The 24,783-nt window shown below is 49.6% G+C and carries 22 protein-coding genes; 8 read left to right on the top strand and 14 right to left on the bottom strand.

What is annotated here, in order from left to right:
* Positions 1–83 precede the first annotated feature (83 nt).
* From ligA to SPSPH_RS13315, 3 genes are all read right to left on the bottom strand, one after another.
* Positions 84–2,114, bottom strand: a complete 2,031-nt coding sequence (gene ligA / locus SPSPH_RS13305) for an NAD-dependent DNA ligase LigA (protein WP_075756705.1) — start codon at positions 2,112–2,114, stop codon at positions 84–86.
* Between the two features lie 24 nt (positions 2,115–2,138).
* Complete coding sequence (gene pcrA / locus SPSPH_RS13310; protein ID WP_075756704.1) at positions 2,139–4,361, bottom strand: DNA helicase PcrA; 2,223 nt, start codon at positions 4,359–4,361, stop codon at positions 2,139–2,141.
* A gap of 121 nt (positions 4,362–4,482) precedes the next feature.
* The gene (locus tag SPSPH_RS13315) at positions 4,483–4,719 is read right to left on the bottom strand and encodes a DUF3343 domain-containing protein (protein WP_075756703.1); all 237 of its coding nucleotides are present in this window, start codon (positions 4,717–4,719) and stop codon (positions 4,483–4,485) included.
* Positions 4,720–5,050: 331 nt separating this feature from the next.
* Here SPSPH_RS13315 and SPSPH_RS13320 point away from each other — a divergent pair, with 331 nt between their 5' ends.
* The gene (locus SPSPH_RS13320) at positions 5,051–5,938 is read left to right on the top strand and encodes a LysR family transcriptional regulator (protein WP_075756702.1); all 888 of its coding nucleotides are present in this window, start codon (positions 5,051–5,053) and stop codon (positions 5,936–5,938) included.
* Between the two features lie 13 nt (positions 5,939–5,951).
* Here SPSPH_RS13320 and SPSPH_RS13325 read toward each other — a convergent pair whose 3' ends face one another.
* The 3 genes from SPSPH_RS13325 to SPSPH_RS13335 are packed head-to-tail and all read right to left on the bottom strand — an operon-like array spanning position 5,952 to position 9,616.
* Positions 5,952–6,935, bottom strand: coding sequence for a GGDEF domain-containing response regulator (locus SPSPH_RS13325; RefSeq protein ID WP_075756701.1), 984 nt, complete (start codon positions 6,933–6,935; stop codon positions 5,952–5,954).
* A gap of 18 nt (positions 6,936–6,953) precedes the next feature.
* Positions 6,954–7,250: an Hpt domain-containing protein gene (locus SPSPH_RS13330; protein WP_075756700.1), complete on the bottom strand. Its 297-nt coding sequence runs from the start codon at positions 7,248–7,250 to the stop codon at positions 6,954–6,956.
* On the bottom strand, positions 7,247–9,616 hold the full coding sequence (locus SPSPH_RS13335; RefSeq protein ID WP_075756699.1) for a cache domain-containing protein: 2,370 nt from the start codon (positions 9,614–9,616) through the stop codon (positions 7,247–7,249). The genes SPSPH_RS13330 and SPSPH_RS13335 overlap by 4 nt, the downstream gene beginning before the upstream one ends.
* A gap of 220 nt (positions 9,617–9,836) precedes the next feature.
* Between SPSPH_RS13335 and SPSPH_RS13340 the strand changes: the two genes are divergently transcribed.
* From SPSPH_RS13340 to SPSPH_RS13355, 4 genes are all read left to right on the top strand, one after another.
* Positions 9,837–11,063 (top strand): putative DNA modification/repair radical SAM protein, encoded by a 1,227-nt coding sequence (locus tag SPSPH_RS13340; protein ID WP_233139096.1) that lies wholly within the window; start codon positions 9,837–9,839, stop codon positions 11,061–11,063.
* Positions 11,026–11,793 carry a DUF4130 domain-containing protein gene (locus SPSPH_RS13345; protein ID WP_075756698.1) on the top strand — a complete coding sequence of 256 codons (768 nt, stop codon included), beginning with the start codon at positions 11,026–11,028 and terminating at the stop codon, positions 11,791–11,793. The genes SPSPH_RS13340 and SPSPH_RS13345 overlap by 38 nt, the downstream gene beginning before the upstream one ends.
* A 3-nt stretch (positions 11,794–11,796) precedes the next feature.
* Complete coding sequence (locus tag SPSPH_RS13350) at positions 11,797–12,585, top strand: tRNA 2-thiocytidine biosynthesis TtcA family protein (protein WP_075756697.1); 789 nt, start codon at positions 11,797–11,799, stop codon at positions 12,583–12,585.
* Positions 12,586–12,686: 101 nt separating this feature from the next.
* On the top strand, positions 12,687–13,124 hold the full coding sequence (locus SPSPH_RS13355) for a hypothetical protein (RefSeq protein WP_075756696.1): 438 nt from the start codon (positions 12,687–12,689) through the stop codon (positions 13,122–13,124).
* An 86-nt stretch (positions 13,125–13,210) separates the two neighbouring features.
* Here the strand turns inward: SPSPH_RS13355 and SPSPH_RS13360 are convergent, their stop codons facing one another.
* Together SPSPH_RS13360 and SPSPH_RS13365 are read right to left on the bottom strand one after the other, a co-directional pair.
* Positions 13,211–13,861: a DUF3786 domain-containing protein gene (locus tag SPSPH_RS13360; RefSeq protein ID WP_075756695.1), complete on the bottom strand. Its 651-nt coding sequence runs from the start codon at positions 13,859–13,861 to the stop codon at positions 13,211–13,213.
* Positions 13,862–13,883: 22 nt separating this feature from the next.
* Entirely contained in the window at positions 13,884–15,095 is a 1,212-nt protein-coding gene (locus tag SPSPH_RS13365; RefSeq protein ID WP_075756694.1) for a divergent polysaccharide deacetylase family protein, read from the bottom strand.
* A 247-nt stretch (positions 15,096–15,342) separates the two neighbouring features.
* Here SPSPH_RS13365 and SPSPH_RS13370 point away from each other — a divergent pair, with 247 nt between their 5' ends.
* Positions 15,343–17,286, top strand: coding sequence for a methyl-accepting chemotaxis protein (locus SPSPH_RS13370; protein ID WP_075756693.1), 1,944 nt, complete (start codon positions 15,343–15,345; stop codon positions 17,284–17,286).
* Between the two features lie 34 nt (positions 17,287–17,320).
* A complete protein-coding gene (locus SPSPH_RS13375) occupies positions 17,321–17,647 on the top strand; it encodes an STAS domain-containing protein (RefSeq protein WP_083945615.1) in 327 nt (108 codons plus the stop codon).
* 92 nt (positions 17,648–17,739) lie between these two features.
* Here SPSPH_RS13375 and SPSPH_RS13380 read toward each other — a convergent pair whose 3' ends face one another.
* The 3 genes from SPSPH_RS13380 to SPSPH_RS13390 all read right to left on the bottom strand — a co-directional run bounded on the left by SPSPH_RS13380 (position 17,740) and on the right by SPSPH_RS13390 (position 20,537).
* Positions 17,740–18,234: a YajQ family cyclic di-GMP-binding protein gene (locus SPSPH_RS13380; protein WP_075756692.1), complete on the bottom strand. Its 495-nt coding sequence runs from the start codon at positions 18,232–18,234 to the stop codon at positions 17,740–17,742.
* A 132-nt stretch (positions 18,235–18,366) separates the two neighbouring features.
* Positions 18,367–19,182 (bottom strand): 3-keto-5-aminohexanoate cleavage protein, encoded by an 816-nt coding sequence (locus SPSPH_RS13385; RefSeq protein WP_075756691.1) that lies wholly within the window; start codon positions 19,180–19,182, stop codon positions 18,367–18,369.
* A gap of 17 nt (positions 19,183–19,199) precedes the next feature.
* On the bottom strand, positions 19,200–20,537 hold the full coding sequence (locus SPSPH_RS13390; protein WP_075756690.1) for an aspartate aminotransferase family protein: 1,338 nt from the start codon (positions 20,535–20,537) through the stop codon (positions 19,200–19,202).
* 186 nt (positions 20,538–20,723) lie between these two features.
* On the opposite strand from SPSPH_RS13390, the gene SPSPH_RS13395 reads away from it, so the two are divergent.
* Positions 20,724–21,605, top strand: a complete 882-nt coding sequence (locus tag SPSPH_RS13395) for a LysR family transcriptional regulator (protein ID WP_075756689.1) — start codon at positions 20,724–20,726, stop codon at positions 21,603–21,605.
* Positions 21,606–21,632: 27 nt separating this feature from the next.
* Here SPSPH_RS13395 and SPSPH_RS13400 read toward each other — a convergent pair whose 3' ends face one another.
* The 3 genes from SPSPH_RS13400 to SPSPH_RS13410 form a co-directional block, all read right to left on the bottom strand.
* Positions 21,633–22,322: an LrgB family protein gene (locus tag SPSPH_RS13400; RefSeq protein ID WP_075756688.1), complete on the bottom strand. Its 690-nt coding sequence runs from the start codon at positions 22,320–22,322 to the stop codon at positions 21,633–21,635.
* On the bottom strand, positions 22,313–22,684 hold the full coding sequence (locus SPSPH_RS13405) for a CidA/LrgA family protein (protein ID WP_198930942.1): 372 nt from the start codon (positions 22,682–22,684) through the stop codon (positions 22,313–22,315). The genes SPSPH_RS13400 and SPSPH_RS13405 overlap by 10 nt, the downstream gene beginning before the upstream one ends.
* A 230-nt stretch (positions 22,685–22,914) precedes the next feature.
* Complete coding sequence (locus SPSPH_RS13410; RefSeq protein WP_075756686.1) at positions 22,915–24,750, bottom strand: ASKHA domain-containing protein; 1,836 nt, start codon at positions 24,748–24,750, stop codon at positions 22,915–22,917.
* Positions 24,751–24,783 lie beyond the last annotated feature (33 nt).

A 24,783-nucleotide genomic window follows, 5' to 3' on the forward strand; every position in this document is an offset into this window, starting at 1 on the left:
CTTCCTATAAGGTTACGTAAGAACACACCTTACCCCAAGTACCCGGCAGGGTGTGTCACCATTTTCCAATAAATTTTATTATATCATGCTTGCGGCTTTTGTACCAGCATCAGGAACTCTTCTTCATTCAGGACCGGAACACCCAGTTCATTGGCCTTATCCAGCTTACTGCCGGCCTCCTCACCGGCTACGACATAGCTGGTCTTTTTGCTGACAGATGAGGATATCTTGCCGCCACAGGCAGCAATAAGGGCTTCGGCTTCTTTGCGCGGCATGGTCAAGGTGCCTGTCAGGACAAAGGTTTTGCTCGCCAATTCCTGACTCAGAGGCTCCTGGCGTTCTTCGGTCAGTTTCACGCCCACGGCTTTGAGCTTCCCAATGTACGCCAAATTATCGGGATCGGCAAAATAGTTTACCACACTTTCGGCAATTTTGGGGCCGATTTCACCAATTGTCGTAAGTTCTTCGACGCCGGCCACAGCCAGCCTGTCAATATCACCATAGTACCGGGCTAAGAGTGCCGAGGCTTTGGCGCCGACATGCCGTATGCCCAAAGCAAACAGCGCCCGGGATAAACCGGCCTCTTTGCTGGCTGCTATGGCTTTCACCAGATTGCCTGCCGATTTTTCGCCCATACGTTCCATCACCGCCAGCGTTGCCGGCTGCAGCGTATACAAATCTGCCGCGTCTTTTACCAGTCCGGCCTCGAGCAGGCTGGTGATGACCGCCGGGCCCAGTCCGTCAATATTCATCGCATCACGGGAAACGAAGTGGATAAGTCCTTCCCGCAGTAACGCCGGACAGCGGGGATTGACGCATTTATGGGCTGCTTCTCCGGTTTCGCGGACAATCTGCTTGCCGCATTCGGGGCAGCTGGCAGGCATAATAAAGGGCTGTTCCTGCCCTGTGCGCCGGCTCTCCACAACCGCAACCACCTCAGGAATAATTTCCCCGGCTTTATGAACAATGACGGTATCGCCAAGGCGAATATCCTTTTCCTGAATAAAATCGGCATTATGCAGGGTAGCCCGGCTCACCGTAGTCCCTGCCAGTCTGACAGGCCGCAGTACGGCAGTGGGTGTCAGCGCCCCGGTACGGCCAACCCGCACAAAGATGTCTTCCAGAATGGTCGTCGCCTGCTCTGCCGGAAATTTATAGGCAATGGCCCAGCGCGGGTCTTTGGCGGTGGAACCAAGCAGGCGCTGCTGGGCCAGACTATTGACTTTGATTACCAGGCCGTCAATGTCATAAGGCAAATCAACCCGCTTTTCCGCCCAACTTTCGCAGTACTGTGCCACTTCGTCAATATTGTCAAAGGTCCGGTAATGGGGATTGATTTTAAAACCCAGTGCCTGCAGTTTCTCCAGCATGGCCGAGTGGGTAGTGACCCCAAGACCTTCTTCGGTCCCCAAACCATGCATGGAAATATCCAGCGCCCGTTCTGCCGTGATCCTGGGGTCAAGCTGACGGATGGAACCGGCGGCGGCATTGCGGGGATTGGCCATAAGCGGCTCACCGGCAGCTTCCCTAAGTGTATTCAGCCGGTCAAATTCCCGCCTGGGCAAATACACTTCCCCGCGTACTTCCAACAGCGGCGGAATGCCGCCGGTCTCGCTCAACACCAATGGCACCGAGCGGATGGTACGGATATTGGTTGACACATCTTCGCCATAAACGCCGTCACCCCGGGTAGCTCCCCGGGTCAGCCGGCCATGTTCATAGACAAGGTTCATGGCCAGGCCATCAATTTTGAGTTCAACAACATATTCCACAGCCTGGCCGTCAAGGCTGACCCGCACTCTGGCGTCAAACGCCTGCAGTTCCCCGGCGGAGAAGGCGTTGCCCAAACTAAGCATCGGCGTCAAATGGGCCACCCGCGCAAAACCGCCGGCCGGCGCGCCCCCCACCCGCTGACTGGGGGAATCGGGGGTAATCAGCGAAGGATAGGCGGTTTCAAGGTCAATAAGCTGCCTCAGCAGTTTGTCAAATTCGGCATCGCTGATTTCAGGATTGTCAAGCACGTAGTAGCGGTGACTGTGATAGTGGATGGTTTTTTTTAATTTTTCAATTTCCTCCGCAGCAGCCGTCAGGCTATCCGGTATCGCGGTATTCATGTCGTAAAACCCCCGAAGAATATATTAGACTCTGCTGATTGGCGCCAGTTGGGCCAGCAGTTTTTTGATGCCTTCATTAGGAAAGGCAATGCTAAGCTGCATATTGTCACCACTGCCGCTGACGGCCACCACCGTGCCTGTGCCCCACTTGGCGTGATACACCTTTTCCCCGGCTTTCCATTCCAGGTTCTGTGGCTTAGCCGGGTTTTGCACCGGGCTTTTCAGGATAGTGAGTTCTGGTTTGACCGCTGCCTTAGGCAGCGAAGCGGCGGCAACCGGACGGCTGCCGGGCATGGATGACAAATAGGCAGGGCGCCCAGGCGCATAGCGTTCCATGAGCTCAGGCGGTATTTCATCCAGGAACCGGGACGGCGAATAGCATACCGTATTCCCGTAAATCATGCGCTGCCGGGCATTGGATATATACAGCTTGCGCTCAGCCCGGGTGATACCGACATAACACAACCGCCGTTCTTCCTCAATTTCCCGCTCGTCCATCAGGGTGCGGACATGGGGGAAGATACCTTCTTCCAGTCCGGCAAGAAACACGACAGGGAACTCCAGCCCTTTGGCCGAATGCAGGGTCATGAGGGTCACCTTGTCATCAGAGAATTCATTATTATCAAGATCTGTCAGCAGCGACACATGGCTTAAAAATTCTTCCAGCGTATTTTCCGCTTCGGTCTCGGCAAATTTTTTGGCGTCACTGACAAGTTCCTTTAAGTTTTCAATGCGGCTCATCGCCTGCGGGTCGCTGTCGGCTTCCAGCTCGGCCAGATAACCGGAATCGCGCATGACTTTATCCACCAGTTCGGGCACCGGCAGCGTATTCTGGCAGGACATCAAATTGAAAATCAATTCGGCCAGCCCTTCCAGCTGATGCTTAGCCCGCTTAGTAAGTCCCGGCACCAAGTCAGGGTTGGACACGGCATCGAACAGCGGCACACCCTGCCCGGCCGCATATTCTTCCAGCCGGCCAATGGTAGTATTGCCAATCCCCCGGCGGGGCACATTGATAATACGCAGCAGGCTGACGGCATCTGCCGGGTTGAAAAGCACCTTGATATACGCCATGATGTCTTTTATTTCCTTACGGTCATAGAACCTGAGGCCGCCCACCATGGTATAAGGAATAGCGGCATTGCGCAGGCCTTCCTCAATGGTGCGTGACTGGGCATTGGTACGGTACAATATGGCGATATCTTTATAAGGTGTACGATACACCGTATTGAGTTTCACAATATTATCGGTGATATACCGGGCTTCGTCCCGTTCATCCATTGCCAGATAGTGAGTTATGGTATCGCCTGCCTGGTTATCTGTCCATAATGATTTGGGCTTGCGGTTGCAATTGTTTTCGATGACAGCATTGGCGGCATCGAGTATCGTTTGGGTGGAACGGTAATTTTGCTCTAATTTAATGACTTTGGCATCCGGATAATCGGATTCAAAATCAAGGATATTCTGAATATCCGCACCCCGCCAGGCATAAATACTCTGGTCAACATCACCTACCACGCAGATGTTTCGATGTTTGGCCGCCAGACGTCGGGCAAGCAGGTATTGAGCACGGTTGGTATCCTGATACTCGTCGATTAGGATGTAGTGAAATTTTTGCTGATATTTTTCCCGAACCGTGGCATTATATTCCAGTAGTTCCACCGACAACATCAGGAGATCGTCAAAATCCAGCGCATTATGGACTTTGAGTTTGCTCTGGTACAGCTTGTACACTTCGGCTACTCTGAGATTGTAAAAATTGTCGGCCTGCGAAGTGAACTCCCGCACATCCTGCAGCGCATTCTTGGCATTAGAGATGGTGGATTGCACGCCGCCGGGCGTAAACTGCTTTTCGTCAAGGTTGAGTTCCTTCAGACAGGTTTTGATCAGCGACTGCGAATCGCCGGCATCATAGATGACGAAATTGCGGGTATAGCCGCCCAGGTTTTCAATCTCCATCCGCAGGAATTTGGCGCAGAAGGCATGAAAGGTACTCAGCCAAATATCTTTGGCAACCAGGCCAACGATCCCGGCCACCCGCGCTTTCATTTCGGCAGCCGCTTTGTTGGTAAAGGTTATGGCCAGAATATTATAAGGTGCCACTCCCTGTGCTAAGAGATTGGCAATCCGGCTTGTCAGGACCTTGGTCTTGCCTGAACCGGCTCCAGCCATGATTAGGAGCGGCCCGTTTACATGGGCAACAGCTTCCTGCTGCGCCGGGTTCAAGCGGTCAAATATGTTATTCATAGCTTCCTCCAAGTCTTAAGTAGGATAAACATTAATATTTTCTCCATATGTTTGCCTTTTCCTGTTGATTTTTAGAAAAAAAACAGAGCCTGCCTATGCAGACTCTTTAAAAAATGCGGTATCAATACGCCTGTACCAGCTTGACACCTTTTTGCAGCATAACGATTCCCTTGGCCCCCAACACTTCAACAGCCTTGTCAACGTCCTGTTCCGCAACCTGGGCTGCCAAACCTTCACAAGAGGCACTCAGTTCACGCGGTACAGGCACAAGCTCGGCGACAATGCTGTGTTCTTTTAAAATCTTTTTCGCCCGGAAGGCGTGATATACTGACGGAAATGTAATTACACAACTGAGCATTTACTAACCCTTTCCCTATGCACTCGCAAAGTATACTATGATTAGATTATTTTGTTATATGGATAGTATACTCACCGCCGGCCTCAGAACATTCCGGCCGGAAGTTCTGCGACTTGGCAAATTTAATAATAAGTCCTTTAGATCAAATATATTCGCCACAGTCCATCAAACTCCTTTGCTTATCGGTACAATAAATATTACATGCTTATAATAATATTCCTGCTAAGACATTGTTTAAGAGGAAATTGTATCTTAGTTTCCGAATTATACAGCTATACAACACACGTTAAAAATTTCATTTGGAATATCTATTTATATCTGAGGTGAGCATATGTCCTATATTCAATCATTAACCGTATTTTTACAAGTAGCCGAAGAAGGCAGCTTTTCCGCCGCTGCAAAAAAACTCGCCCTAACCCAGCCGACCGTTTCCTTTCATATCGACAACCTGGAAAAAAATTTTGGCTGCCCGTTATTTACCCGGACTTCCAAAGGGGTATCACTAACTATCTACGGAGAAAAGCTATACGAAACTACCCGGACAATTAACGGCCTGGTTGCCAGCACCCATAGTGAAATTCAGGCCATGACACAAGGTTCCAGAGGCCGGATACTGCTTGGTGCCAGCACAATCCCGGCAGATTATATCCTGCCGCCGCTATTGGCCAGGTTTCTCAGCGAACATCCCGGACTGACGCTGTCTTTGGTAACAGGCGACAGCCAAACCATCTTGAAAAGGTTTACCCAGGGCGAATTTCCCATTGCCGTCATCGGCTCGAAACCCGATGACAGCCTTATCAGTCAGCCCTTATGGACAGATGCCCTGGTACTTGCCGCCCATCCGGATTTTAAACCGGTCAGCGGCACATCCCCGGTCAAAGACTGGCTGCCTGCCTTACCGTTTATTTTGCGCAAAGAATCCTCCGGCACGGCACGCTCGGCGCTGGATGCACTGGCACGGCTGGGCATAACAGCCGCTGACCTTACTGTCGTGATGGAAGCCGGCAGTAATCAAGCAATTAAAGCCGCCATTATGAACAAAATCGGCGTGGGCTTTATCTCTGCCTGGGCCGTGGAGAGCGAGCTTGCCTCCGGTCAGCTTATTGCACTGCCACTGCCGGGTACCGCCATCAAACGCCAATTCTATGCCCTTAGCCGTCAGCCGCTGCGCCCGGCATGTCTGGAGACCTTCTGGCAGTATTTAATCAAACAGAATTAGCAGTCTTCCAGAACTAGCATTCAGCCACTTTGACCCGGTTGCGGCCGCTGTGCTTGGCTTCATACAGCGCCTTATCGGCCCGGGCAATAAAGTCGGACGGCTTGTCCGCCAGTGTTACACGGCCGCCTGCCACACCTACGCTCACCGTCACATGCGCAGCCACCGGCGAAGCGCTATGCGGTATATTGCACCGCTCGATAGCTTGCCGAATGGCTTCCGCAACCTCGACAGCGCCGGCAATGGAGGTTTCCGGCAAAATAACAACAAATTCCTCACCGCCATAGCGTGCCACTAAATCACCCGGCCGTTTTAAAACCTGGCCTGCGGCTGCCGCCACCTGTTTCAAGCAATCGTCGCCTTCCTGGTGCCCATAGGTGTCATTGTAGTATTTAAAAAAATCAAGATCCAGAAACAGAACCGACAGTTCGCTGCCTGTTCTTGCCGCCCGCCGCCACTCCATATCATAGATTTGTTCAAAATGCCGCCTGTTCGCAATGCCGGTTAAACCGTCCAGCGAAGACAGGCGGCTTAATTCTCTATTGGCATTTTCCAGTTCTTCCAGCACCTTTACCAATTCAGCCTCCCGCGCTTTACGCTGATCGATTTCATATTTGATTTTCAAAGCCGAAAGCACCCTTGCTTTGAGTTCCAGCGGCTTGACCGGTTTGGTGATAAAATCCATAGCCCCGGCGGTAAATGCCCTTTCCAGCGTCTCTGTGATATCACTGGCCGTGATGACAATAATCGGAATATCTTTTAAACATCGATTGGCTTTTATCAGCCGGCAGGCTTCAATCCCATCCATGTCCGGCATAATTACATCCATGAGAATAAGATCAATGCGCGTGGATACACAGGCCGGCTGGTCCATTCCCAATAAGTCAAAAGCGGCGAATGCCGTTTCGGCGGTAATTACCTCACTAAACCCATTTTTCTCCAATAAGCGTTTAACCAATACCCGGCTGTCTGCCGAATCGTCAACAATTAAGATAGCCATCTGAGTACTCCTCCCTGCCTATTCATAGCAGATTTCAACAACCTCGAGATATTGCTTCAATTCCTGGGCTAATTCGCGGGCTCTAACCGGTTCCTGTTGTTTTCCGGCCTGTTCAATGGCTGCCCCGAGCTCGGTGATTCTGTCAAAGCCATAGCCGCCGCCAATACCTTTTAGTGTATGCCCAATCACCCGTATGGTCTCAGAGTCCTTACTATCTGCGGCAGTTACAATAGCGTTGATATCTTCCTGCCGCTTTTGCAGAAATCCTGGAATCAAATCCTCCAGATCACGATCAATAACAACACTGTATTTCACATCAGGTTCCTCCTCGCAAAATGTGCTATAGCATCCAACAGAACACGCTTCTTAATGGGTTTGGTGAGATGGGCATCACAGCCTGAATCACGTGTTTTTATGCCATCTTCCTGCAACGCATACGCTGTCAGGGCAATAATGGGTGTACGGGTACGGCCCTGTTCCTGTTCCCAGTTTCTGATGGTTCTGGTGGCCTGATAGCCATCCAGCACCGGCATTTGCATATCCATAAACACTAAATCATATTGGCGGGCCATAAACTTTTCCACAGCAATCTGGCCATTGTCAGCTATATCCAGCTTATACGGAGTCTTTTTGAGATAGGCCTCAATCAGCAGCTGGTTATCTGCCGAGTCTTCCACCAGCAAAATATTCAGAGGCTCCTGCCGGATGGCTTCAGGCATTGGCTGCTGACAGGTGATAAACCCGGTGCAGGACAGGTGAGCGGCTTCTGTAGTTTCATTTCCCTGACCAACTATTACGGTAAAGTAAAAAGTACTGCCCACTCCCAGCATACTTTCCACCCAAATACGGCCTTCCATTAATTCCACCAAACGCTTGGCAATGGCCAGCCCTAAGCCGGTGCCGCCATATTTCCGGGTATCGGAAGCGTCAACCTGTGTAAACCTCTCGAAAATAGGTCCGAGCTTGTCCTGAGGAATGCCAATACCGGTATCGCGCACAACAAATAGCAATTCGACAAAGTCGGCTTCCGGTTGGCTTCTTTGCGATACCTCAAGCGTAACCTCACCGGCTTCCGTGAATTTAACGGCATTGGCCAGCAGGTTGATGAGCACCTGCTGCAAGCGAACCGGATCACCAACCAGACGGGAAGGTGTTTCCGGCTTGATATGCCAGTGAAGCGCAATGCCCTTTTGCTGGGCCTGCAGCAGTATAATCTGACAAGTCTCTTCCACCGCGATAAATAAATCAAACTCGCTTTTATTTAAAGTTGGATGCCCAAGCTCTATCTTGGAAAGATCCAGGATATCGTTGATAAGATTAAGTAAATTTTCTCCGGCCGACCGGGACACCCGCACATATTTTTCCTGTTCAGGCGTAAGCGGGGTTTCTCCCAGCAGCTCGCCCATTCCTAAAATTGCATTTAACGGCGTGCGGATCTCATGACTCATATTGGCTAAAAACTGTGATTTTGCCACCGAGGCTGCGAGAGCTGCATCTCTGGCAACAGTAAGCGCCTGATTGGCATCATTCAGCGTTTCTGTTTTCGTACGGATGTTTTCCGCCATATAATTGAAAACATTGCATAGGGTTTTGATCTCCGAAACCGAAACATCAATAAGGCTCTGCTCAACCCGGTAGCTATAATCACCGGCCCGCATGGCGTCTGCCCCGGCGATCAACCGCCTGATGGGAGTTGCCAGCCGCTTTTCCAGCACCATGGTTAATGGCAGGGTCGCCAGCATTAATACCAGGAAACAGATAAGCATAATGCTGATTTGCCGGTAAAAGGACTCTAATATTTCCCCTTTTTCAACCTCGCCAATGATAATCCAGTCACGGTTAATCAGCTGGCGATAGGCACCGATAACCTCTTGGCCGCGGTAGTTGGTATAGGCGGCAGTACCTGTTTTGCCCTGGCTGACCACTTGCAGCGTTTCGCCGTTAATCGGGAAACTCAGCCTGGCATTATCCTTGGCAACCCCGTTTTTTACCAGTTGACCAATAAACCGCGACTCGGTAATCATTAACCCCTGTTGATTAATCAGATAGGTTTCTCCTGTACGTCCAAACTGAAACTGCTTCATAATCTTGTCAATGGTGGCAAGCTTGACCGCTCCCAGCATCAGACCTTTAAATTGACGGTGTTCGTCAAAGACAGGTGCTGAAAAAACAACTACAGGCTGCCCGTCGGCGGCCCCCCGTGCTGTCAGCACATCACTTATATATTCCTGTCCCTGGGCGGCTTTCTGATAATAAGGACGGTCAGATATATCAATTCCTGCCGTCGCAAACGGGGCAGCAACCGTAACTCCCGCTTTATTTACATAAATGACAGCAGAAAATTCATCCTGACTTTGCAGGAACTGCCGGATTCTTGCATCGATAGACTCAATATCCTCTGTTTCGGCTTTAAGCACCGGCCAGTTGGCCATATCTCTAATGACGGCAGCGCGCTCATGAAACCACTTATCAATGGTATCCTGCTGCATCGTAATCATCTGCTCGAGATTCTCGGCGCTTTCCCGCTTGGTATTCTGCAGCTCGTAATAAGTAAAAATAAGCATTAACGTAATACAAGGCAGCAAAACCAGCATAAATCCCCAAAACCGCAGCAACGACTTGAGGGTATTAAGCCCAAGCAGAGCATTGATGCAATTAAACAAACGGCCAAGTACCTGCATAACAGCCTCCGGAAAAAATAAATGTTTCTTACATTCGATAATTCGACAATTACCCCTATTATTCCTGCCATTCCTGCCGTATTAGCTTATTTATCAGCCAGTTGAAAGAACAAACGTTTGCAGAACATATGTTCTTATGTTATAATTATGCTAGTATTTCCGTTCACATTCGTTGAGTTTGTACGCGCCGTACGTTACAATACATATTGGTGGTGAAACCATGAAAACGCTGGACCCACTGGCTAAGCTGAAAATTTTGGGCGAAGGGGCTAAATATGATGTGTGTGCCTCAACCGCCACCAGAGTAAAAAAGCCCGGACAATGGAATATTGGGGCAACCGCCCCCAGCGGCATATGTCATTCCTTTACTCCTGACGGACGCTGCATTTCCCTGTTTAAGGTGCTATTGACAAATTACTGTGAAAAAGACTGTGCCTATTGTCCCAACCGCGCCGGACGCGATGTCGCCCGCACCAAGTTTGCTGCCGATGAATTGGCCGGACTATTTATGGAATTTTACCGCCGCAATTATGTGGAAGGCTTGTTTTTAAGTTCAGGTGTTACCCACTCCACCGGCCATACCATGAGTGAAATCCTTAAAGTGGCGGAAGTCCTCCGCAGCCGCTACAAATTTGGCGGCTACATCCATCTTAAAATTTTGCCGGGTGCCGCCGATGCCGATGTGGCCGCCGCCATGCGGTTTGCCAACAGGGTATCGCTGAATATGGAGGCTCCCAGCGCCGCTCATTTGGCCCGGCTTAGCAGCAGCAAGAACTTTACCGGCGAGATACTTGACGGTATGGCCAAAATCAGCCGCCACCTGAGAAATCATCCGGGAGTCAGTCATTCCACCCAATATATTGTGGGCGCTGCCCAGGAAGCCGACCAAGATATTTTGCAGTCGGTAACCAGCCTCTACCACCAGTACAACCTGAAACGCGCGTATTTCAGCGCCTTTCAGCCGGTAGACGGTACACCGCTTGCCACCGTGGGCCAGACACCGCTGCTGCGGGAAAACCGCCTGTACCAGTCTGACTTTCTCCTGCGCCTCTACGGGTTTCGCTACAGTGATTTGGTTTTTGATACCTGCGGCAATCTGGATCAGGACCTTGATCCCAAACTGGCCTATGCGCTCCATCATCCTGAAATCTTTCCACTGGAAATAAATAAGGCCTCGTTTCAGGACTTGCTCAAAGTGCCCGGCCTGGGCCCGCGCTCGGCCGCCAAAATTGTCCGGGTCCGCCGTGAATACCGCTTCACACAGCCGGCAGAATTAAAAAATGCCGGGTTAGTGCTTAAACGCGCATTATCCTTCATTACCATCGATGGCCGGTTTTATGGCGACCGCATCAAACTCGCCAAACCCAACCGCCAAAATTATACGCAACTCAGTTTATGGGGGGACACACGTGATCATCTGCTCACAGTCGCCATGGCCGATCATTAAAGCCGCGCTGCTGGCTCAAATACATAATGACCTGCCTTGCTTCCACAGCGAACAGGATAGTCTCGGCCTGTTTAAGGATACCACCGTATATAATGCGGACGAAATACCCCTGGCAGCCTTGCTCAAACAGGTATCTGACACCTGCGGTCTGAACGCCGCCTGGCTGCTGGACAGCCCTGGGCAGACGCTCACACGGCTGGTGGCGGCCAATCTGCGTTATCAGGCGGCCGACCGGTCGGCTGTCATTTTTGCGGCAGCCGAACAGGCTATCCGTTACGGACATTCCTATTGTTTCTGCGGTATTGGTGATATCAGCCGGATGTTTCTTTCCCGCGCCAAGGTAGTATCGCACGAAGTGCACAAGATGCTGGGGTTTATCCGCTTTCACCCGGCTCCGGACAATACCCTGGTGGCACGGCCAAAACTGTTTCATCAAACCGCTGATCTCATTTTAAAAAAGTTTGTTGCCCGTTACCCGAACACCCGGCTTGTTTTCCTGCTGGAAGATACGGCACTGGTATTAATGGAGGGCAAGCTAACACAGACTGCCGCCGCCCCTTACTTGCCTTATCTGGAAAATCAGGATTTTGCCGCCGCCTGGGAAACTTATTATCAGTCACAGTATATTGCCGCCCGCAAAAACATCAAACTAGCCCAGCATGTCATTCCGAAAAAATACTGGAATTGGCTGGCCGAAGGCAAAATACTGGAAAGTGAGGCTTCTAAATAACCCATGCATAAACACCTGCCGCAACCGTACTTCAGCCGGTTTGTCAGAGCAATTATCGAATTTGACATGCTCCAGGACGGGGACAAAATCCTTGTCGGCCTGTCCGGCGGCAAAGACAGCCTGTTTCTGACCTATGCCCTGGCAGTTCTCAAAGACATTTCACCGGTAAAATTTGAGCTGGGCGCCTTTACCCTTGACCCCCTGTTCACTACTGATTTTGACCCTGCGCCGTTGCTGGATTTTTGTACCAGGCTGGGGATTCCTTTTGGCACCAGCCAAGCCAATATTGCCGGTATCATTGAGAATAACGCCGGGAAGGACCCTTGTTTCACCTGTGCCTTTTTCCGGCGCGGTGCCGTAAATAATTATGCCAAACAACACGGCTACAACAAAGTAGCTCTGGCACACCATCACGATGATGCGGTAGAAACCTTCTATATGGGACTGCTGTACGCCGGTCACTTAAAAACCTTTGCTCCGGTAACCTATTTAAGCCGTACCGGTCTTACCGTCATTCGCCCGCTGGTATACTTCCGGGAAAAAGAGCTCCGGGAAAGCGTCAGCCTGCACGGCTTAACACCCATTGCCAGTCCCTGCCCGATGAACGGTAAAACCAAACGCCAGGAAATCAAAGAACGGATTGCCGCGCTGGAAGCAGCCGACCCGGCGTTTTACGCCCACCTTGCCGCCGCCATGCGCGGCGGCAAGGCTGCCGAACTCTGGCCGGAACCACCCGAGCGCCGCCAGCTCAAAGTCAAGCATGACGCCTTTTGGCGGCAAAACCGGCAATAAACAGTAGAAAAGCTTGTAAAATTCCTCAAAAAAGAGGAAAAGTTTGGATAAGCATAGAAGAATACCTCTACTTCAAAACTATCTGATTGTGAGGGATGTCTATGACCTGGAAAAATAAACTCTGTTTATTGCTTTGTATGATTATAGCAGGCTTAAGCATGCTGCCGGCAGCAGCCTCGGCCAGCAGCAGTGATCTTACCAAAGTAACAGTCGCAGTAAAAATCGAAAAGCCGGATTATTTCTGGCAGTATCCGTTTTTAGGAAAGCAACTCACCGGCATCACAATTACCAGCTTTGGTAAAACCTTTTCCATTCCGGCCATGACTGATGCCGATACCCTGGAAATTGACGTGCCGCGAGGCTATCATGCCCGCCTCAATATCCAATTGCAGCATGATGACATCATACTGCAAACCCTCTCCTATGTTTCCAAGCGCAGGGTTTCTCCTAACAATGCGAATTTTACCATTGTGCTAAAAGCGCCTGAACCACAGTCAATCTCCTTTTCATCTGCCGATTTTGAGAGTTCCCGCCCCTAACCTCCTGATAGGAAAATATGGAAAATGCCCTGCCGTAAACCCGGCAGGGCATTTTCCGTATTTTCCGCTTTTATTTAGCTACCGGTTTAATCCCATAACGGGTCTTCCTTTCGGCCTGCAATGGGCAGCCCGGATGCCTGTGCCAGCTTATACCCCAGATAATAGCCAAAACAGATAATGGTCTCCACCGGTGAAAAGTATTCCACCGTGGTGTCAAATAAGAAATTGGCGTTGCCGCCAAACTCCTCATCGGCTTCCCACAGCAATACCGCCAGCGGCACCCGGGGGAAAGCCTGGAAAGAGTAAGCACTATGCGCCATTTTTAGCTTTTCGCCGCCAAAGGCAGCGGCGGCGCGGTCAAAGGCGGGCAAGTCATGCTGAAAGGTATTTACCAGACCGTCCAGCACCTCTTTTTTAAAGGCTGGAAAAAAAACCATGCCGCCATTGGGTACTTCTTTTAAGGTTATCCATTTCCCGGACGGTTCAACATCCTGGGCAAAAGCCAGATAATGCAGAATCAGCATCCCGGTGCCCAAGGCACAACGCCGGCCGGTTGCCTGCTCATAAACCTCACCGCCGGCAACATTCACCACATAAGGCTTTTGGAAAAAAGGAACTACATAGGTTCCGGAAATTGCCGAATACTCGGCCACAGCATTATGACATACAACTGCCGGCTTCTTTTCTTTTAAGTCGGCGACCGCCTTATCATAGGCAAACTGATAGCTTGATGCCATCTTCCCCACCTCCATTAGTTAGTTAATCAAGCAATTCGTTCACATATACCAGCCGGATACCGCCGGCTTCTATTTCGGGAATCATTTCCCGCACGGCAGTAACCGTATTGGGCCGGGCATGGCCAATAACTGTCACACTGCCATTTTTTTGCGCCATTTTCACGGCTTTACGCAGTTGGTCTTTTATCAGTTCAATATCAGAACTATTGTCTAAAAACAGTTCGTTTTCCCCGGTCCTGAGCCCCAGCTGCCGCGAAGTCTCGGCAGCAATGGTCTGCCCGTTGGTGCGGCTGTCGATAAAGAACAGATTGTTGGCTTTGATCACCCCAAGCACGGTTTTCATTACCCGGCGGTCCGCCGTAGCCTTCGAACCTTGATGGTTATTGACGCCCTTCACCCCAGGTGTGGCAGCAATGGCTTTTGCCACCTTATCCTTGATTTCCGCATCACTCATAGCAACAGTAATTACTGTGGGCTCAGTCTCCTCGGCGGCCGACAGCGGTTCCAGCGGCAAATGCAGCATCACCAGATGGCCGGCGCTCAAAGCGCGTGTTGCGGCTTCATTGCTGTACGCACGATAGGGCAGCACAGCAAAGGTTATCGGGCGCCCCATGTTGGCAAAACCGGCAATCGGTTCTCTGGTATAGCCAAAATCGTCAATGATAATGGCCATACTGCCTGATTTCCGCTCAACCTTAGGCTTAGGTTTGGACGGCACTGCCTTTTTCTCTTTGATAATATATATCCGGTCAGTTACTAAGGTAAGCGGTTCATTGTTCAGGCTATCTTGAATGCCAACATCAATGCGGACCGCCGATGTGCCGTTATAGTTGTCCGGTTCTGTGCCGATGACCTTGCCGCCGGCATTGGCAGCAAGCGGCTTGATGGCTTGTTCCAGAGTTTCAGGCGATACGGTTTCCGGCAGTTCCAGCAAAATATTCCGGGTGTGCCAGCGGATAATCCCCTCTACACCTGTCCGGGGAACTTCCCGCTTGGCTTCCTTTACCTCCCGGGGAGTTACCTTACTATTTGCCAAACCGCTGTCAACCGCCGCATGAAGTTTTAATGACTGCTCGGAAAAGTCAAGTATTACCCCGGCTCCTGTTTTTTCCATATTGTAGCCGGGCTCAGGAGGCTGAGCCGGCTTTTGGCCGAACTGATAATACATAATAACTGCCAAAACACCCATAAGCGCGAGTATCCAGATAAAATGATTGCTTCGTTTCTTTGCCATTAAATTCTCCTTATATACCGTTTATCAAATTAATATACCCACATACCCACTCACCTGGTAACTAAATTATATATTTGTAAACTACCTATTGTCTACTGTCTCCTAAACACACGCAGTGCCATTCTTAACATAATCTTAACATAATCTTAAAAATCCCCGGGAGGAAAACGACTCATCCTGAACTAATTCTTTTAAGGACACTAGGTAAAAAGTCCCATCCCACAAAGTATACCATAAGGAGTATAATGTGAAAAATTTCAAAAAGCTCGCAGCCATTTTCGGTAAATTTTGTGACAAAATTAAATTGCGTAAACTCCCTAACCCCTTCGGCACCAAAGCACTTAGCGGCTTTAAATTATCATTGAAACCACCTGCACCTGCTTCGAACTACCGCCGAAAACTGACTGGCATGTGGAATAGCTTGGCTGTTTGCGCACATAACAAAGGCTTCCGCCTGAAACCTTTGGAAAGATGCTTTTACAGCCTCAGCCTTAAAGCCAAGTTAGCTACAGTTATAGCAATTATGTCCTTGCTGACAATTTGCGTTGGTGTTATCGGCCTGCATGGAATAAAAAATTCCAATGACTCTTTGAAAGCCATGTACAACAACCGCATCGTGTCACTGCAGGAACTGAAACTAATGTCAGACAGTTTCACCGTAAACATTGTGGACACCTGCCATAAAGTAAAAAACGGACACATGGCCTGGGCGTTAGGACGCAATAAACTTAACGAAGGTACCGCAATAATTAAAGAACAATGGGCTGCTTACAAAAACAAAACACTTACAGCTGAGGAAGAACGTATGGTAGCCCAAATTGACGGCTTTTTTGGTATAGCTGACGGCGCAATCGCCAAAGCCGCTGATATTATGGTCAAAGAAGATAAAGATGCATTATCCGCTTTCATGGTCGAGGAAATGTACTCAAGTATTGAACCGGTATCCGGCAAATTGTCCGAGTTACTGAGTTTGCAGCTCACTCTTGCCAATAAGGAATATCAAGACGCAGATAACAGATATCATTCTTTACTAATCCTATTTAGTACTATCATTATTGCCGGACTCATCATGGCCATTGGCTTAGCTTTCTTCATCCTGCAGCTGACCCTCAGAGAAATTCATGTCATGGTCGCCTGTGTGGAAGAAGTCGCCACAGGTAACTTAGCAATACCGGAAATTAAGGTTACCTCTCATGACGCAGTCGGCCGGCTAGGTACAGCGATCAATTCCATGGTGGTAAATCTGCGTTCGGTAGTGCAAACGGTATCACAATCTGCTGAACAGGTTGTAGCCGCGTCGCAAGAAACGGCAGCTTCAGTTGAGCAGGTATCAGGCACCGCCGCAGCTATAGCCGCTAGCAGCGCCGAGCTTGCCGGCGACGCTGAAATCGGTACTGTATCTGTCGTCGAAGTTTCTAAATCCCTGCTGGAATTGTCATCGCTGACCGATATTGCCAAACGGGAAGCAACCTCTGGTGCAGCAAGATCAAGAGAAACACTGACCGCAGCGCTTGAAGGGCAGCAGACCGTTGTTCACACAGTAACTTGTATGGACAATATCAAAAATAAAACACTGGAAACAGAACAGGAAATTGCCACACTCAACCAATATATAAAGCAAATTAGTGCTATCACTGACACCATAACCAACATTGCATCCCAAACCAATCTCTTATCACTTAACGCTGCGATTGAAGCCGCCCGCGCCGGCGAGGCGGGACGTGGCTTCGCTGTAGTAGCCAAAGAAGTTAAGCGGCTGGCCGAGCAGTCTACACAAGGCGCAACTGAAGTAGCTGCGCTGATTGGCAAGGTGACCCAAAGCACAGCGGCTGCTGTAGCAGCTATGCAAAGCAGCCGGATCGAGGTTGATGGCGGAGTTGCCAGCGCTACTCAGGCCCGTCAGGCGTTAAAAAACATTTTAACCGCCGTAAACAACACAGTTACCGATATCGAAGCAGTACTGACAATTACCGATGAAGAAGTTACGCAGTCCGACCAACTGATTGATCTGATTGATTCACTTGCCACAGTAATTGAAAACACTGCTCACCGGGCCAAAGAAGTTTCCGTTGCTACTAAGCAGACCTCAACCGTTATGGAATTTTTGTCTGCTAACTCTGTTGAAACCAATAATATGGCTACCAATCTTAAACTGGCCATGACTCAATTTAAAACCGACGCTGACCGGTAATAACTATATTGTTAATAAAGGAGAGAACTGCTTTATGGAAAAACAAAAGTTTCAAATTATGGACAGTCAGGTCATTATTAACCTGACCGGCGACCTGCAAGGTGAATTGGCCGCTCAAATCAGAGAGGCGATCCTCAGCTATATCGATAAGGGTTACTCGACTTTTCAGCTTGATTTTTCCAACGTTGACGGCATTAACTCGACCGGTTTGGGTATGCTGGTTAATATTCAAAAACGAGCCTTCCAAAACGGTGGCGATGTTATGATTCACGGTCTCACAGGCATCGTAAAAGCAGCTTTTGAACGTACCCGCCTAACCCGTGCTTTTAACATCTTTGAGGATCAGCATGCAATAGTATAGACAGCAGTATAGTTCATACAGACAGTATCTTCAAAGTAAAAGAACGGGATTGCTTACTTGCAATCCCGTTTTTTTACTTAGTGTGTGCATATTTACGAACGGAAGTTAATAAACTGTAATTCTATCCCAAAATCTTTTTCTTTAAGCTTTTGAATAACAGCCTGCAAATCATCTTTCTTCGCACCAATTACCCGCACCTGGTCATCCATAATTTGTGCTTGTACTTTGAGCTTCTGTTCTTTAATGTAGCTAACTACGGCTTTGCCCTTTTCCTTGCTGATACCTTTTTGAATCATGACCGTCTGCTTGACTGTGCCGCTGAAAGCTGATTCAATTTTCCCGGGGTCCAGACACTTCAAGGGAACATTGCGCTTCACCATTTTGGTGCGCAGAATATCAAGCATGGCCCCCAGCTTATATTCATCTTCAGCCGATAATTTTAAAGAGTCCTTCTCCAGAATAATTTCGGCTTTGCTGCCTTTAAAATCATAGCGCTGTCCAATCTCCTTGGTAGTTTGATTGACAGCATTATCCATCTCCTGCATATCCACTTCTGACACAATATCAAAGGAACAATCTTTCGCCATAACCAGTAACCCCTTTCATCCAAAAACATTAGTCAAAAATATAATACCATATTTCTCTATTTTGTCCAAAAAAACCTGCTAATGGAAGCTTCAATAAACACGGGGCAGACATAATGTCTGCCCCTAACATACTTATTGGTCTATGTCCCATATTCTTTTAACATCCTCCGGGGTGGCAATTTCCCGGCCCATGGCTTTGGCTATATTGGCTATGCGTTCTACTAACGCAGCATTGGTGGCCAGAATGCCTTTGGCATAATAGATATTATCCTCTACTCCCACCCGGACATGCCCGCCCAGGGACATAGCCATAACCGACAGATTAACATGCTGGGGGCCTATGACCGAGACACTCCAGACAGCGGCAGGCGGCAGGCTCTCTACCAGAAAGAAGAGGTTTTTGGGCGTAGCCGGCAATGAGCCTTTAACGCCCAGTACCAGGTTAAACTGCAACGGGTCTTTAATGAGGCCTTTTTTCTTTAGTTCCAGCGCATTATGTATCATAGCGGCATCAAATACTTCGATTTCCGGTTTAATGTTTCTTGCCAGCATGGTTTTCGCCAGGTACTCTACCAATGCAGGCTCATTCAGATTGGCCGAATTGGGGAAATTGGACGACCCGGTGGACAAACTGGCGGAAACCGGATTGAGTACCAGCGCCGCGGCACGGGCTTCGGCTGTTTTTCCCGCCCTGGCACCGGTAGATATCTGCTTAATGACAGGACAGGCCGTTTGGTCAATGGCCCGCACAATTTCGGCAAAATACTTCAGCTCCGAGGCAGGCTTTCCCTCTTCGTCCCGGGCGTGAATGTGCGCTACGGCAGCCCCCTGGGCGTAACAGGCTGAAATATCCCGGGCAATCTCGTCAGCCGTTACCGGTACATAGGGTGTCATGCTTTTTGTCGGCACATTTCCGGTTGGCGCTATTGTAATAATCAGTTTTTCCATAGCGTGTCTCCTTATCCCTACATAGGAAGGGCAATTTTTTTCTCAAATTCGGCAAACCCGGCAGCCAGGGCTGCCACAAGCTCGTCGGCCTGTTCTGCCGTCATGGTCAGCGGCGGAGCCAACAGGAACTGATCACCGTTTTCACCGTCAGCATTGCCTGTACCCGGATAAACAATCACACCGTGCTTTACCAGAGTCAGCGTTAATTTTTCCGCGATCCCCAGCGAAGCCGCAAATGGCTCTTTGGTAACCTTATCCCTGACCAGTTCCACGCCAAGCATCATGCCTTTGCCACGAACATCGCCCACATACCAGAAAGGCAGCAATTCTTCCTGCAGCCGGCGCAGCAGATAAGCCCCGACTACCCGTGATTTTTCTACCAACTCATCCTCAACCAGAGTTTTGACTACAGCTACGGCCACGGCCGCCGATAGCGGATTGCCGCCATAGGTGTGTCCATGCACAAAAATACCCGAACCTTGCTTAAAGGCATTGTAAATTTCTTCTTTGGCAATGACTCCGCCCAGCGGCGAGTAACCTGCACTCATGCCTTTAGCGACACAAATCATATCAGGAATTACATCCCAGTCCTCAATGCTGAACATAGTGCCGGTACGCCCGAAACCTGCCATGACTTCATCATCAATAAACAATATATCATAATGATCGCAAATCTGGCGGATAATTTTAAAATAGTCTTTATGGGGAACAATGGCCCCACAGGCTGCGCCGCCGACGCTTTCGGCAATAAAGGCGGCCACATTGTCGGCCCCCTCCATTTTAATAGCCCGTTCCAAATCCAGAGCGCATTCGACGCCGCAGCTTTCCTGATTTTTGCCAAAAGGACAGCGGTAGCAATAGGCAGGCGCAATATGGGGGAAATCTAATAACAGCGGCGTATATTTTTTGCGGCGTTTATCGCCAGTCATGGATAAAGCGCCGATGGTATTGCCATGAAAACTCTTCCAGCGGGAAATAATCCTGTATTTACCCGATTTGCCGTCCCGCTCAAGGTAATACTGGCGTGCCATCTTGAGAGCAGCTTCGGTAGCTTCCGAACCCCCTGACACCAAATACAGTTTATTAAGAGAACCGGGGGCCAGTTTGGCCACTAAGGCGGACAATTCCTTGATCGGGGCGGAAGTCCAGCGGGAAAGGTGGCTAAAAGCAACTTTGTTTGCTTGCTGCGTCATAGCCTCAATAACCCGTGGATGGGCATGCCCCAGATTAGCTACGGCAGCCCCTGAGCAAGCGTCAATATAGCGGTTGCCTTCAGTATCATACAGATAGATGCCCTCGCCACGCTCAACTTCCAGATAATTTTTATTGATATTCCGGTAGAATACATTATCCATTATTTTTCCTCCCTCCAGGTAAATTCCCCACATCTAAAAAAATCCACATCCTCCAAGACCTGTTGTTCTGCTTTCATTTTGGTATAGACTTCTGTTTACTGGCAGTATATCATGTTATATATATGAGCAAAAATTATTGTTTTTTATGGTATTAATTACTTTTATTAATACCTGAGAGGAATGGCTATGGAATTAAGACAGCTGCAAATATTTGTTACTGCCGCGCAAACCCTCAATTTTACCAAGGCAGCCATGAAACTAGGGTATACCCAGTCAAACATTACCAGCCAAGTTCGCCAGTTGGAGGAAGAATTACAGGTAAAACTATTCGAACGGTTTGGCAAAGGCCTCCGTCTGACCAGCGAAGGCAAACATTTTCACCAAAGCGCAGAAAACATACTGGAGCAATGTGAAAAGGCCAAGAGCGAACTAACCCCTGATATATTTCAGGGAGTGCTCACCATCGGAGCAGCCGAAACACTTTGTGTAAACCGCCTGCCCAAAATATTACTGGAATACCGAAAAAAATACCCCCGGATTGAAATCAGAGTTCAAACCGAGAGTTGTTATCAGCTTTTTCAATTATTGCGGACCAATAGTGTTGACATTGCTTTAGCTCTGGCCGGTAATATTCAGCAGCCGGATATGATCGTGAGAACCCTTTATGAGGAAGCAATGACTGTCGTAATCAGCCCGCTCCACCCGCTTGCACAGCAACAGAAGCTGGAACCAGTGGATTTAGCCGCAGAGTGCCTCATTCTTACTACCGAAGGCTGCGGCTACCGCCCGGTTGTGCTCGCCGCATTAGAACATCAGCAGGTTAAACCCGGCGCCATCATGGAGCTTTCCAGTGTCGGCGCTATCAAGGAATGCACTGCCTGCGGCCTGGGGATTGCCATATTGCCAAAAATCGCCGTACATGACGAACTGCTGCGTAAAAAACTTATCGAACTTAACTGGCTCGGCCCGCCACTTGATGTCAAAACACAATTAATCTATCACCGGGATAAGTGGCTGTCGCCCGCCATCCAGGCATTCCTGGAGTTATGTGAGACCATGGGAAAGTAAGGAGCCAAGCAGCAGCAGAGAGAATTGTTATCCTACAAACAAAGCGATAAGCACTGGTGCCAACACTGATGTAAAGATGCCGGCCAAAGCCATGGCCACTCCCGCCATGGCACCTTGCTGCTCCCCCTCTAAGAGCGCCATGGCCGTTCCCTGGCCATGTGACACCGTCCCCATAGCCAGCCCCCTGGCGACAGGATTGTAAATTTTGAACCGGCTAAGCAGACTTAGCCCAATAACTGAGCCAAATGTCCCGGTAGCTACCACAAAAGCGACCGCCAGCGCCGGATTTCCCCCTGCCAGTGCCGCCACTTCAACCGCAAAAGGAACGGTTGAGGATTTGGGGATAATCGAAACGATAATTTCCCTTGATAAACCGCCGATTTGCGTGATAAACAGCACTGATGCCATCGACACCAGTGTTCCCAGACCAACACCAGTGAATATGGCAATACCATATTGCTTTAACAGATGCCGGTTCCGGTACAGCGGCACCGCCAGTGCAACAGTAGCCGGCCCCAGCAGAAAAGTCATCACATCTTTGGCCGGAGTGTATGCCGCATAATCCTGTTTGCCCACAACCAGGATGGCGATAATCACCGCAGCGCTCAACAGCACAATATTAATTAACGGATGGTTATAGCGAAAATACAAATAGCGGCAAATCAAATAAATGCCAACGGTAAGAATAATAAATCCGGCAGACAGCATTACTTGCATTTCTTGTCCTCCTTATATACAAGCTGGGTAATAATCCCTACGGTAAAAAAGGGCAAGACCGCCCCGGCCACTATGGCCAGCGTCAACACTGCGGCATGTTTGTAAAACATAGCTCCCCAGTCCATTAAGCCAACAGCTATCGGTATAAAGAAAAACAACATATGTTTAAGTAAAAAATCAGCAGCCTCCTGAATATAACTAAGTTTAATAATTCCACACAAAAGCAGCAGAAATAACAGCACCATCCCAAATACGGTACCGGGGATAGGCAAACCGGTAATGACGGTAATTTGATTGCCAAGCCAGTAAATAATCCATAACAACATAACTTGTCCAGTCATTTGCAGTAGTTTCAACATCATAGCCTCCTACTTTCGTCATGGTGATTGCTTTTACATTCCTACTATAGTAGCGTATATGACGCCGGGTAATTCTGTCAACTGATTTGATCACACCGTCATAAAGAAAACACGGCTTGCACCAGGCTTTGGCAATGGTGAGCTGTTGGAGTAAAAAAAATGCACCTGCCCGCCCAGGTGCATTTTTTCAGCAGCTAATTTGTTCGATTACAGTAAATATGGACACTAACCGGTTATCTTTGCGGGAAATTCAGATTTTCCAAAAAGCGTTGCTGAAATCCTGGCTGCGCTGCCAGTTCTACATAGCCGGTTTTGGCAGCAGTCGCAATACAGCGCTCTTTTCTTTCCCGTGATAACAAGGCTTGCACAGCACCTGTCCCGGCAGCATTCCCGGCAGAGAAAACCTGTTCTTGCCTGATTCCCGGCAGCAGGCCAATTGTCAAGGCACTGTCAATATCAATATAGTTGCCAAAAGCGCCTGCCAAGTATACCTTTAGTTCACGGTCCGCGTCCACCCTATCGAATAAAAATTGAATACCTGTGCATATAGATGATTTCACCAGCTGAATCTGGCGTACATCAGCCTGAGTAATCGAAATGTCGGTACCGGTAGCGCTGTCTTCCCCGTTAACCAGCACGAACTCCCATTGTCCATCCTGATTTTTCAGGCGCTGCCGCAGCTGTGCCGGTAAGGTTTCCATCACCGCTTTGTCAAACCGCCCGCCGGCATTTATTATCCTGTGCTTTACCAGTTCGGCAACGGCCTTGACAATCCCTGAGCCGCAGATTCCGGCAGGCCTGGCATGGCCAATGGCTCGGATTACAACCTCATCCCGGTTAATGACCACATCGGTAATCGCTCCCTCTGCCGCCCGCATGCCGTCCCGGATATGAGCACCTTCAAAAGCCGGACCGGCAGCAGTGGAGCAGGCGTACAGGCTCCTGCCGTCCCCGATAACCATCTCGCCGTTGGTGCCCAAATCCACCAGCAGCAGGGGAGCTGCCGCTCTATCCTGGTCAACAGCCACAATGGCAGCCGTTGTATCGGAGCCGATAAAGCTGGCAATACCGGGCAATACGATAATTTTTCCCTGGGGATTTATCGCCAGTTCTATCTCCTGCGGGCTGAGCGGCGCTATATATTTGAACAGCGCCGCATAAGGCTTGCGTACCAAGGTTGACGGTGAAATCTCCAATACCAAATGCGCCATGGTGGCATTCCCGGCAATGGTTACCGCGTAAATATCCTGTGACACGATGTTAGCCGCCGCGCATAAATCGGCAACAATCTGATTCAGGCAATGCCGGATAAGCTGGGACAGGCGCTCCAGCCCGCCTTCCAGCTCGTGTGTGGCCTGAATCCGGGAAATAACATCCGCACCCATTGAGGCTTGGGGGTTATTTCTTGAAGACACGGCAACCACCTTGCGGGCACTAACATCCACCAGCATACCTACAACCGTGGTGGTGCCGATGTCAAAGGCCACGCCATAGAGCCGGCCGGCTGTATCACCGGCTTCAATGGTGATAACCTGCCTGTCAAGCAAAGTAAGAGTAATGCACGCAGGCTTCTCTGCCGCCACCTGGTCTAACCTGCGCAGCAGGTCCGGGGTTGCAAAGAACGCATCACCGGAGCCGCCTGTCCGGTCAGCCAACGCCTGCGCAAGCATGTCCTGCAAGGAATAATGCTGTTCTACCGTAGGATATACGGGAGTGAGCACCACCTTACTAATCAGCGGGCTGCCCTCTTCCACAACGATTTCGGCAGTCTGTCCTTTTTGACTGGCCCCGGCCTGCTTCAGGCAGATAGTGATGTCAGTTTGCGGATAAATCCGGCAGGCCAGGTAGCTATTCTCGCCGTCAGGCTCGACAGGCGACCTGTCTTTACCGGCCACCTGACCGCCGGTCACTTGCAGTTTGCACTTCCCGCACGTGCCTCTGCCACCACAGTTAGCTTCTACAAATACGCCGCCGGCGATGAGTGACTGCAAAACAGTCTGGTTCCGGCTGCAGGCCAGAACCCGGTCGCTGCCTTCCACCAACAGCTTATACCTCTTATCTGTGTTCATTGGATCAGCCTTCTTTCGGTCGGTATAATAGAA

This window comes from Sporomusa sphaeroides DSM 2875, assembly GCF_001941975.2.
GTDB classification, from domain to species: domain Bacteria; phylum Bacillota; class Negativicutes; order Sporomusales; family Sporomusaceae; genus Sporomusa; species Sporomusa sphaeroides.

Excerpts from the sequence above, each read along its gene's own strand:
- ligA (WP_075756705.1), bottom strand. The coding sequence starts at position 2,114 with ATGAATACCGCGATACCGGATAGCCTGACGGCTGCTGCGGAGGAAATT.
- pcrA (WP_075756704.1), bottom strand. The coding sequence starts at position 4,361 with ATGAATAACATATTTGACCGCTTGAACCCGGCGCAGCAGGAAGCTGTT.
- SPSPH_RS13315 (WP_075756703.1), bottom strand. The coding sequence starts at position 4,719 with ATGCTCAGTTGTGTAATTACATTTCCGTCAGTATATCACGCCTTCCGG.
- SPSPH_RS13320 (WP_075756702.1), top strand. The coding sequence starts at position 5,051 with ATGTCCTATATTCAATCATTAACCGTATTTTTACAAGTAGCCGAAGAA.
- SPSPH_RS13325 (WP_075756701.1), bottom strand. The coding sequence starts at position 6,935 with ATGGCTATCTTAATTGTTGACGATTCGGCAGACAGCCGGGTATTGGTT.
- SPSPH_RS13335 (WP_075756699.1), bottom strand. The coding sequence starts at position 9,616 with ATGCAGGTACTTGGCCGTTTGTTTAATTGCATCAATGCTCTGCTTGGG.
- SPSPH_RS13340 (WP_233139096.1), top strand. The coding sequence starts at position 9,837 with ATGAAAACGCTGGACCCACTGGCTAAGCTGAAAATTTTGGGCGAAGGG.
- SPSPH_RS13350 (WP_075756697.1), top strand. The coding sequence starts at position 11,797 with ATGCATAAACACCTGCCGCAACCGTACTTCAGCCGGTTTGTCAGAGCA.
- SPSPH_RS13355 (WP_075756696.1), top strand. The coding sequence starts at position 12,687 with ATGACCTGGAAAAATAAACTCTGTTTATTGCTTTGTATGATTATAGCA.
- SPSPH_RS13360 (WP_075756695.1), bottom strand. The coding sequence starts at position 13,861 with ATGGCATCAAGCTATCAGTTTGCCTATGATAAGGCGGTCGCCGACTTA.
- SPSPH_RS13365 (WP_075756694.1), bottom strand. The coding sequence starts at position 15,095 with ATGGCAAAGAAACGAAGCAATCATTTTATCTGGATACTCGCGCTTATG.
- SPSPH_RS13375 (WP_083945615.1), top strand. The coding sequence starts at position 17,321 with ATGGAAAAACAAAAGTTTCAAATTATGGACAGTCAGGTCATTATTAAC.
- SPSPH_RS13380 (WP_075756692.1), bottom strand. The coding sequence starts at position 18,234 with ATGGCGAAAGATTGTTCCTTTGATATTGTGTCAGAAGTGGATATGCAG.
- SPSPH_RS13385 (WP_075756691.1), bottom strand. The coding sequence starts at position 19,182 with ATGGAAAAACTGATTATTACAATAGCGCCAACCGGAAATGTGCCGACA.
- SPSPH_RS13390 (WP_075756690.1), bottom strand. The coding sequence starts at position 20,537 with ATGGATAATGTATTCTACCGGAATATCAATAAAAATTATCTGGAAGTT.
- SPSPH_RS13395 (WP_075756689.1), top strand. The coding sequence starts at position 20,724 with ATGGAATTAAGACAGCTGCAAATATTTGTTACTGCCGCGCAAACCCTC.
- SPSPH_RS13400 (WP_075756688.1), bottom strand. The coding sequence starts at position 22,322 with ATGCAAGTAATGCTGTCTGCCGGATTTATTATTCTTACCGTTGGCATT.
- SPSPH_RS13405 (WP_198930942.1), bottom strand. The coding sequence starts at position 22,684 with ATGATGTTGAAACTACTGCAAATGACTGGACAAGTTATGTTGTTATGG.
- SPSPH_RS13410 (WP_075756686.1), bottom strand. The coding sequence starts at position 24,750 with ATGAACACAGATAAGAGGTATAAGCTGTTGGTGGAAGGCAGCGACCGG.